General features: G+C 37.5%; 13 protein-coding genes. 3 read left to right on the plus strand and 10 right to left on the minus strand.

Going from position 1 to position 9,695, the window contains the following annotated elements; translation table 11 throughout:
- The first annotated feature begins 152 nt into the window (after positions 1–152).
- Positions 153–356: a hypothetical protein gene (locus ACFSBH_RS05670; protein ID WP_379596486.1), complete on the plus strand. Its 204-nt coding sequence runs from the start codon at positions 153–155 to the stop codon at positions 354–356.
- 48 nt (positions 357–404) lie between these two features.
- On the opposite strand, the gene ACFSBH_RS05675 is transcribed toward ACFSBH_RS05670, so the two are convergent.
- Positions 405–1,196, minus strand: a complete 792-nt coding sequence (locus tag ACFSBH_RS05675; protein WP_379596488.1) for a phosphotransferase — start codon at positions 1,194–1,196, stop codon at positions 405–407.
- A gap of 49 nt (positions 1,197–1,245) precedes the next feature.
- The gene (locus tag ACFSBH_RS05680) at positions 1,246–2,154 is read right to left on the minus strand and encodes a macrolide 2'-phosphotransferase (protein ID WP_379596490.1); all 909 of its coding nucleotides are present in this window, start codon (positions 2,152–2,154) and stop codon (positions 1,246–1,248) included.
- 315 nt (positions 2,155–2,469) lie between these two features.
- On the opposite strand from ACFSBH_RS05680, the gene ACFSBH_RS05685 reads away from it, so the two are divergent.
- Positions 2,470–2,841: a cyclic-phosphate processing receiver domain-containing protein gene (locus tag ACFSBH_RS05685; RefSeq protein WP_379596492.1), complete on the plus strand. Its 372-nt coding sequence runs from the start codon at positions 2,470–2,472 to the stop codon at positions 2,839–2,841.
- A gap of 188 nt (positions 2,842–3,029) precedes the next feature.
- Here ACFSBH_RS05685 and ACFSBH_RS05690 read toward each other — a convergent pair whose 3' ends face one another.
- Both ACFSBH_RS05690 and ACFSBH_RS05695 read right to left on the minus strand, forming a co-directional pair.
- Entirely contained in the window at positions 3,030–3,383 is a 354-nt protein-coding gene (locus ACFSBH_RS05690; RefSeq protein ID WP_251515870.1) for a VOC family protein, read from the minus strand.
- A 42-nt stretch (positions 3,384–3,425) separates the two neighbouring features.
- Positions 3,426–4,322 carry an alpha/beta hydrolase fold domain-containing protein gene (locus ACFSBH_RS05695; protein WP_379596494.1) on the minus strand — a complete coding sequence of 299 codons (897 nt, stop codon included), beginning with the start codon at positions 4,320–4,322 and terminating at the stop codon, positions 3,426–3,428.
- A gap of 179 nt (positions 4,323–4,501) precedes the next feature.
- Here ACFSBH_RS05695 and ACFSBH_RS05700 point away from each other — a divergent pair, with 179 nt between their 5' ends.
- Positions 4,502–4,714: a hypothetical protein gene (locus ACFSBH_RS05700; protein WP_379596496.1), complete on the plus strand. Its 213-nt coding sequence runs from the start codon at positions 4,502–4,504 to the stop codon at positions 4,712–4,714.
- An 80-nt stretch (positions 4,715–4,794) separates the two neighbouring features.
- Here ACFSBH_RS05700 and ACFSBH_RS05705 read toward each other — a convergent pair whose 3' ends face one another.
- The 6 genes from ACFSBH_RS05705 to ACFSBH_RS05730 are packed head-to-tail and all read right to left on the minus strand — an operon-like array spanning position 4,795 to position 9,586.
- Positions 4,795–5,220 carry a MaoC family dehydratase gene (locus ACFSBH_RS05705; RefSeq protein ID WP_251517778.1) on the minus strand — a complete coding sequence of 142 codons (426 nt, stop codon included), beginning with the start codon at positions 5,218–5,220 and terminating at the stop codon, positions 4,795–4,797.
- 20 nt (positions 5,221–5,240) lie between these two features.
- Positions 5,241–7,187: an FtsX-like permease family protein gene (locus tag ACFSBH_RS05710; protein ID WP_251517780.1), complete on the minus strand. Its 1,947-nt coding sequence runs from the start codon at positions 7,185–7,187 to the stop codon at positions 5,241–5,243.
- 1 nt (position 7,188) lies between these two features.
- A complete protein-coding gene (locus ACFSBH_RS05715; protein ID WP_251517782.1) occupies positions 7,189–7,941 on the minus strand; it encodes an ABC transporter ATP-binding protein in 753 nt (250 codons plus the stop codon).
- Positions 7,942–7,997: 56 nt separating this feature from the next.
- On the minus strand, positions 7,998–8,792 hold the full coding sequence (locus ACFSBH_RS05720; protein ID WP_251517784.1) for an aminoglycoside adenylyltransferase domain-containing protein: 795 nt from the start codon (positions 8,790–8,792) through the stop codon (positions 7,998–8,000).
- A gap of 3 nt (positions 8,793–8,795) precedes the next feature.
- Positions 8,796–9,296 (minus strand): DUF1572 family protein, encoded by a 501-nt coding sequence (locus ACFSBH_RS05725; protein WP_251517787.1) that lies wholly within the window; start codon positions 9,294–9,296, stop codon positions 8,796–8,798.
- A 14-nt stretch (positions 9,297–9,310) separates the two neighbouring features.
- Positions 9,311–9,586 (minus strand): hypothetical protein, encoded by a 276-nt coding sequence (locus tag ACFSBH_RS05730; protein ID WP_251517790.1) that lies wholly within the window; start codon positions 9,584–9,586, stop codon positions 9,311–9,313.
- Positions 9,587–9,695: the final 109 nt, after the last annotated feature.

A 9,695-nucleotide genomic window follows, 5' to 3' on the forward strand; every position in this document is an offset into this window, starting at 1 on the left:
CAAATACTTCACTACAATCAAACGCAAGAGCAGCTCACGTGCGACGAGAAGACAAATACTTCACTACAATCAAATGTAACAACATCTCACGTGCGACGAGAAGTCAAATACTACACTACAATCAAACGTAAGAGCAGCTCACGTGCGACGAGATGGCAAATACTTCACTACAATCAAACGCAAAAACAGCTCACGTACGACGAGATGGCAAATACTTCACTACAATCAAACGCAAAAACAGCTCACGTACGACGAAATGGCAAATACTTCACTACAATCAAACGCAAAAACAGCTCACGTACGACGAAATGGCAAATACTTCACTACAATCAAACGCAAAAACATCTCACGTGTGAGAGAGGACGAATACTACACCACTATAGAACGCAAGAAAAGACCTTTAACTAAATCCACTCTTTTCCATATCTCTGAATAAATGCAATATCCTTTTGATAGTGTTCGAGATGACCTTCATCTATCATTTTTTGAAAAGCCATATCTCCTTCCGCAGCCTTCCTTCTGATCAACATACATAAGCCTTCCAATCGGAGCAGCACCATATTTAAAAAATCTTCAGCTAAATCTTCACCGTACGTTTCAAAGAATAATTTCAGTCTCTCTTTGATACGGCTGGCATGCTGGAGAGAATTGTAATCAATTGCTTCACCTGCTTCCGAATAATACAATCTGCTTAGCGGAACACAAGTGTAAACCGTATAGGCGATATCCCAAAGCCTTGGGCCGGGAGCAGCTACATCAAAATCAATAATTCCTGCTGGTTTTTGATGATGAAAAATAATGTTATAGACGGCAAAGTCATTATGGCAAACCAATTCCAATGGTTGCGGTGTAAGATCAAGCGGTTGCCAACTTTCTTCGATTGGAAAATCGCTCACTGCTTCATGGTAAAGCCGAAGCATCTTCGCTATCTCAATTAGCGCATCATCCGACCACATATAAGTTTTTAAAGGGTAATTACCAGCTTCACCTTCAATAAAAGATAGTACCTCTCTGCCTTTTTCATCCATCCCTAAAAACTTCGGTGCATAAGGGTAACCTTTCTTTTCCAAGTGATTTAATAATCGATGAATCCTGTTACTGTTTTCTTTTAAATCTCTTCTCACTGTATCTTGTACTCGAAAGACGTTGGACATATTTCCTCCTGTCAACATTTCTTCGTTTTTACCAGCGGACATTTCGCTCTCCCCCTTTCAGGCATGCATGTTAAGTAATCCAACATGCGTATTACGATTCAGCTACTTCCAATGCCTGCTTTGCCATCTGCATGTACTCCTCACTTCCAGATATCATCGCAAATTCTGCAATCGAAACTGGATATGTTGCACTTAGTTCTTTCACATGTTCCTTCATGTTCTCCCATACATATCCACCAGCTTCTTTATAAGCATTGATCAAAAGTTCGAGACCTTCATCTCCAAATGTTTTATAAAGTACAACGAAATCATTCGATAGATCCGATACCTTTGCTTCCGTCCAATCTATTAAACCAGTTACATTGCTAGACTCATCAATCAAAATATGCCCTGCATGCACATCTCCGTGAATGAGTCCTGTTTTCTCCGGCCACATTGCATCATTTTCTATCCACGTTTGCCAGCGGTTCCAGAGGGAATCACCAACACCTATTTTTTCTTTCACAGCATTCATTCGCTGTTTCATAGTTTGCCTTAATTCGTGAGCTTCATGAACCGTTAAGCCGGCTTCCCTTGCTTTTTCAATGGGGACTTGGTGTAAAGCGACAAGTGCTTTTCCAAGTGTTCCGTAAAAGCAATCCGGGACATGATGAATATCAAGCTTCCAAACATAATTTTGAATATCATGATTAATGGTACCAGCTGGAACTCCAGTTAACTTTTCATAGGCAATCAATTCATTGGTATAAATGGTCCAGTTCGGAGCTTCAAAGACAGTGACATGTTCATTCACCACATCCAAAACCTTTTTCTCTACCTCGGTTCTTGGCATCACATCCTCACGTCTAGGTAGTCGGAGCACCCACTCCTTCCCTTGCTGGTCAGTTGCAAATACAACTTGAAAATCGAGACCAGATTCATCAAACTCCAACGACTCCTGTTGTAAATCCATCCCATGTCTAACGGCAATTTCTAAAATAGCTTGCTTCGAGTTATTCATCCCAACACATCCCATTAATCATTTTTGTCATCCTTTTAAAACGTATGCTGACTTTCCAAAGTGTTGTCTATTATTTCTTTGTCCTCAGATACTTATAATAATCAGCTTGGATTCCATATTCTATACTCCCATCTGTCTCTTTAATATTATTCAACAAAAAAAGTACCAATCCTTCCCAATCATCTTGCATTTCCTACTATTCTGCCCGGTTGCTGTCTTGCTCTCTTTAACATAGAACCCTATTATGTTAGAATGAATACCTAGGGAATACCAGACTTTTCTTAGTCACTCCCCTATATGGGAAGGAGCAAAGAAATGAATAAAATCAGTGTTTTCTTGGATGATTTTCGAGAAGCACCTGCTGGCTATGTATTAGCCGAGACGATTGACGAATGTATCGATCTTTTAAGAGACTTCCGAATTGAACATCTCTCATTGGACCATGATTTATTAAGTAAAACTAGAAATGGTTTGATGCTTGTTCAAATAATGATTAAGGAAAAGTTATTCGCCAATCGTATTACAATCCACTCTGCAAATTCAGTTGGTGGTAAAGCGATGTACAACTCTCTGAAACAAGCACAGCGTGACTTTACGATGCCAGATGATATTACTGTTTCATTGAGACCATTGCCCATCCATTACATTCCACCAAGAGCTCTGCAACATTATCTAGAAATACGTTAAACGTCTCTAGATACATGAATTGAAAATGAAATCCAAACTATTGAATAACAATTTTGTGGGAAGTTCCTTGAAACTAAACTTTAAATAAAAATTTTCATAGACATCTCTCAACAAAGATGTCCAATAACAGATAAAGACTCCATTTTGAATAGAATTCAAAATGGAGTCTTTTATGATTTATTTATTTTCTACTTGCCTTTAACTTCTGATAATCCAAAAAGTAATCCTTGATTATCCAAGCAATAAGCGAAGTATCCCATGTTTGGAACTTCTGTTTTCGGGACGACTACTTGTCCACCATTCTCAGTAACTATCTTTAAATGTTCGTCAATAGAAGGGACCTTCATAGAGTTTGTAGTCCGCGTTGCACCATCAGGAGATTTCATTAAACCACCATCAATGCTGCCTTCACCGGTAATAATGAACCAATAATCTTGCGGACCTGGATTCTTTTCAAATTTCCACCCGAATGTGTTTGAATAAAACTCGATCGCTTCTTGAGGATTTGGTACTTGGTATTCAAATCTAAAAACTTTTCCCATCTTAAGACCTCCGATTTTTAAAGATGCTGACTCTCTTTTACTTTAACCATCATTTAACATGTCCACTATTTTCTTAACAGCTTCTTTCGCTTCAGGAATAGGATAAAGCGGAAAGACATGATTCATCTTCGGGTATTCAAAATAATTCATTTTGATTCCTTGTGAGTCAGTGAGACTCTTTAATTTCCTGGCATCGGGAAGGAGTAATTCGTGCGTACCGATGAATAGAGTGAGTTCTCCCAAGCCTCTTAGATTACCATTGATAGGACTTAGTAAATAGTGGCTCGTATCCGTATCACTTGCATACACCTTTCCAATTTGGATTAACCCATGGACCCCTAACATCGGATCTATCTTTTCATACTGTTTAATCTCCGGATGACTCAGTGTCATATCAAGCCAAGGAGACAGTAAAATAATCTGTTGAGGCTGTGACAGTTTTTTCTCTAAAAGAAGTTGAGCTAGAGCTAATGCAAATCCTCCTCCAGCAGAATCTCCCATAAGGATGATATCGTTGTTCGTCTTAGCAGCCAACAATTCCTTATATAATGGAAGAACCTTGCTGAAAGAATCTTGATACTGATGATTTGGCGCCTTAGGATAGATTGGTACATAGATGGCAGCCCCTGTTTTCTTTGCTATTTTTCCGAGAAACATCCAGTGGAATACCAATGGAGGATTCACATATGCTCCGCCGTGCAGGTAAAGAATCGTTTTTGTTGAGGATGATTTTTTATGATTAAAGATATAGCAATCCATTCCTTGAAATTGCTGTTTTGCAATACGATACCTTTTCATCAGAAAACGAGGTAATACATAATCTCTCTCCGTTTGCTTCGCTCTGAAATGCTTACGGAAAAGTTTTTCATCGCTATAGATTTTTTTATTACTGAGCCTACTGAGTAAACGTTCCGCAAGCCAACTTCGTATACTTCTCAATTGTTTTTCCACCATATCATTCGTATTTTTTTGTTACAAAAGCCATGTAGTGCATTTCTGTTCAGATACTTCTGCAACTTGTTTAAAAGAAGGATAACATAGCACAAGCTTATTGATAACTATTCAGCATTCTATATAATAATGAATGCCAGTCACTGAAATAATAAGGAGAGAAGAACATGGATTATCAAGTATCTCAGTTAAAAGAAGCAAAACGGCAAATTGAATCCACCCTACATAAACTAAAAGAAACAGTAAAAACATTCAAAGCTAAAGAAAATCCAGATCGTTATAAATCACAAATCACCCTTGCTAAGAGAAGAATAGAAGCATTCAGCATTTCCCTATTCCTTATCGATAGAGAAATAGATGATATCGAAAAAAATAATTAGGATAGATTCAAACTATTCCACTTATTAATGAGGGGCCATCTCCAAGTTGGGAAAAGGCCCTCTATATTCCCTTTTATCCCCTATCTCTTAATTAATGCAGATAGTTCTCCTTCTAACACTTTCTCCTTATTATCATTGAAAGTAGAAAACAATACTGTTAGGAGGCCCGTTTCCTTGTTCACGGTTTTTTTGCCAATAACTTGAATGATCGTAAGTAATTCATCACCAGGATAAACTGGTTTGATAAATTTAATATTATTCATCCCAGTTCCTGCAATAACATCCTCCCCGTATTTCCCTTCTTCGACCCATAACTTGAATGATATCGCCAATGTATGCATACCCGAAGCAATGATCCCATTAAATCTTCCTTGTTCTGCTTTCTCCTCATCCAAATGCATGTATTGAGGATCAAATTCAGTTGCAAACCTCATAATATCCTCTTTTGTTACCGTGTAAGGTTTCGTCTCGAACATATCTCCAATTGTAAATTCATCTAACTTCATATAGAAACACCTCCTTAAACTTACTTAAAATCAACAAGATCCCTAAACATCTTCTTCCTAGCAAAATTCATGAACACAGTGAGGATGACAAAGTAAATTCCCGCAAGCATGAAAAAGCGCACTAACATCAACGGGTTTTCAACTATCCCTCCTATATCTTGTGCCATTGCGATGATGTAAAGCAAAGCAATAATCAAGCCAAGTAATGTCGGCAGCATAAATAGTGTCGTAATTTCCTGGGAAATTAATTTTCTAACTTCTTTACTCGTAATTCCAATGCGATACAGCTTTTGGATTCTCTGTTCTTCCTTATCCACTTCAGAAAATAATTGAATATATAACAGGAGAAACGAACCGATAAAGAATAGAATGCTAAAAAATATCGTCACAAAAAAGGATATACCATTTGCGTTCATTGTACTTTCATAACCATCCACCCGAGAATCAATGTAAAATAGTTCTTCTTCCAGTGGTACATGATCGACATCCAACAAAGGCGTCTTCGCGTTATAATCATGAAATGCGTGCTCCAATGCCAGGACTGCTGCTTCCGATTCTTGCCAGTTCTCCACATGGATAAGGTGAAGAGTCGCATCCATTCCATTGATATTTTCTTTATAGTCCGCCAAATCCGCATCATGAAGAATAAATAAATCACCTAAATAATTAAAGTGCTTCTCCGCGATGACTTGGGTAGTTTCATATATTACCTCTTCCCCATTACTTGAGAATCGTAAGTCATTTCTGTAATAAAGACTTTCAATCTCACCTGTCACTTCATGATTTAAATGATAGATCAGCTCGTTAGGTTGCACTAAATATGGGTTGTCCGAAAATTCATTAAATACACTAAGAGGCATGAGTGCGAGTTGATAAGTGTAACCATCATAATCCTCTTGAAAATGAAAATAAATCGGAAAAGTAAGATGTTCCCGTATTGGATTCCCATATTCTGCGAAAATTCTATCTAGCTCTTCTGCTGATAAATTATTTTTACTATCCGTTGAAATATAGCCGATATCATAAGGATTCTGCTCGACCACTTCTTTTTCCGTTTCTTTATAGAGATGATATACTATTGTACTATAAAGCAGGGTCACCATAATCATAATCGTTACAATCGTCATGATTGTTGTGAACTGTTTATATTTATAATCCAAGCTTGTTAAATAAAGCAGCTTCCGATAATAAAAATGTTTATTCTTTTTAATCAGACCAATCAGAAAAGAAGTTAGTTGATTCAATGCGATATAAAGACCAAGAAACGTACCAAGCGCCCAGAGCAACAGATACTCTCCTCCATCGGAGTCCGTATATGTGACATATAGTCCTACAATCGATCCAACGACTATTGCGACACCAATTCCTCCGATAGCTGGATGTTTATGTGCCGTGTTCTCCGTAATTTTTTCTGTCTTTACGTTATCAATGATATTTCTACTCATCGTCATATAAAGTGATTGTCCGATAGAAATGATAAAAACAATAAAAAAAGCACCAACCGTGTAAGTGAACATGTTAACGTTTAGTTGAAAAGCAAAATCTGTGATATCGACACTTTTCAATAACAGCCAGAAAATGAGCCTAGAGATAATGACACCTGATCCCAGTCCCACTATAAGAGCGACTAACCCAATGACACTATTTTCTAATAGTAGCAATTTAGCAATATCACGATTCGTCATGCCCAATGTCATAAAAAGCCCGAACTCACTCCGCCTTTTCTTCATAAAAATCTGATGAGCATAGCTGATGAAAAAAATAGTAAACATGATCAGTGCGGCACCGGGAATCGACAACACATACACTAATCCTTCAATCTGTTTCACTGAAACAATGTATTCATTCAGATACAGCGTCATAAAAACAAAGATGAATAAGACTGCCGCGCTATTACATAAAAAGTAAAAAAGATACTTCTTATAATGATACTTCGCCATTTTCCAGACGATTTTCTGGAAGGTCATGTCAGTTGCCTCCCAATAACGTAAGATGTTCCATGACTTCATCCAGAAATTTAGTTCGCTCTGATTTCTTCTCCAAGCTTGAATGGATTGCCCCGTCTCTAATAAAAACGATTCGTTGGCAATAACTAGCAGCAAAAACATCATGGGTTACAAGAAGAACAGTTGTTGACAGTTCCTTTACCACTTTTTCCAAACACTCCATAATTGTTGTCGAGGATTTCGAATCCAGATTCCCTGTAGGTTCGTCCGCGTATATTATCTGAGGATCATTTACCAATGCCCGACTAACAGCAGTCCGTTGCTGTTGTCCACCCGAAATATGATATGGATATTTATGTAGGATGTCTTCGATCTCAAAAAGGCCCGCAAGCTCCTGGACTTTCTCTTCCATTTCCGATACGCTTTTCTTTTCCAATATCATTGGCAGCATGATATTTTCTTTTACCGTTAGACTATCCAATAAGTTAAAATCCTGAAATACAAACCCTAACTGCTTACGGCGAAATTGAGCCAAACTGTTCGCGTCCATATCATGAAGCATCACACCTCCCAACAGAACCTCTCCAGATGTAGGTTTATCAATTCCACTTAAGATGTTGAGTAAAGTCGTTTTGCCGCTACCTGATGGCCCCATAATCGCAAGGAATTCCCCTTTTGTTACCGATAGTTGAATTCCATTTAATGCAGTCGTAGCTCCTTCCGCTTCTGCTTTTCCGTATACTTTGACAATATTTCTAGCTTCCAATACACTCATCGTCTCCCCCTCCAGCTCCTTTATATATTTTTTAAAAAGTGTTTAGAAACCACGCCTTAATTCAATATCTCTTCCACTCTCTCTAATAGATAATTCCTTAGCGATACAAGCTCTTCCTCATTAAAGTCATGATTTTCCTGTCCCGTATAGTTATCAACTGCTTTACTTACCGTACTTCTTAATCTTTCCTGTAACTTTCCCTTTCCCCAATTTCCCGCTTCCAACTTCGAAGAAATAACCCCTTCACTTAGATACCAATACACTCTAATGATATTTAAGGAACAATATATGGGGTCTTCTGTAATATTTTTCAAACAATCCCGGTAGTCAGCTACTATGGATGAAATATAATGAGCTTTTGGGATTGGTGGAAATACCTTGTCGATCGGTTCCCCCTCTATACAAAGACCTCTATGATGAGTAATAGTTATGTGGGCGGCCAAATCTATATCTGTATTCTTGTTTTCATTGATACATAGATTAGATCCGTTGGACAGATCATTTTCAAATCTCTTTCTCCAAGCTTCACTATAATGTAATTCAAATGGACAGGGATGTCTCCAATCCAATAGATCTACTCTGTTTAAAAAACTTATTTCTAAGGGATAGGGAGAGTTGGAATATTGGAGAAACAACTGAGCTAATATCTTCTTTTTCTCAACTTCCATTGAGTTATTAACTACCACCAAAACATCTATATCACTGCTTCTCGGATTAAATCCTCCCATCGCTAAAGAACCGTGTATATAAAATCCTACGAAATCACGACCTACAACGTTCTTTATTCCTTCTTTTAGATCCATGATATAATCTTTCACATCTTTAGGGCAGGTGTTCCAATCATATACCATTTTTTATGTATCACCTCTTGGAATACTTAATATCGACCAATCCTTCCCCTTTATTTGCTTTCCAATATAAAGGATTTGTCCTAAGTGATAACTGATATGAGCGATTTCCGTTTGAATCGCTTGAAGAATACTTATGGATTTCCCCCTCAAGGTTACCGTTTTGTGTAGATCTTCAGATTGCAGGTTTTCAATGGTATGAAATAATAAATCCCAGCCTTCCTGCCAAATTTTCATTAAACTTTCCCGTGATTCATTGCCCTCAACAAATTCCAAGTCCCTATTTCTATAAGTTTTTTCTCCATCCGTTGTTAAAAAATCCACCCATCGGGAGTGCATATTTCCACTTAAATGCTTTATTATGATCGCAATGCTGTTTGACTCTTCATTCAGCTTCCAATGCAGTTCATCTTCAGACAATTGCTGTATTCCTTCTTCTGCACGTTCTTTAAAGTGTTTAAATTGTTTCTTTATAATTTCAAGATATTCCACTTCTATACAGCTCATTCAATCCCTCCAACTCACGGTTCCTGAAATCCATATATTCCAATCCAAATAAAAATTGCAAAGTAAATCATCATTAAACCATTGATAAAAATTAAAGTTTTTCTGGTTGTTCCTTTTGGACTAAAACAAGCGCTTACAATACCTAAAACATTAAAAAAGATAGGGGTAAATACACTAATATCAAATAAATAATCAACAAAAGCAACGGTCTTCGCTTGATAAAGCGACATCATCATGATTAAAGTTATGGAGAAAAAAATAATAGAAAGCATCGCAAAGAACTTTTTCATCCCCACTCCCCCTCGTATATTATGTTTAGGCCTACATTTTCCGCCTATTATTTCCTTGTAATTCACCCTGTTGATATGTCAAATGACTTGGACGCTCTGGGATATTCCT

Origin of the sequence: Oceanobacillus luteolus (genome assembly GCF_042678205.1) — a bacterium.
Classification (GTDB): Bacteria; Bacillota; Bacilli; order Bacillales; family Amphibacillaceae; genus Oceanobacillus; species Oceanobacillus luteolus.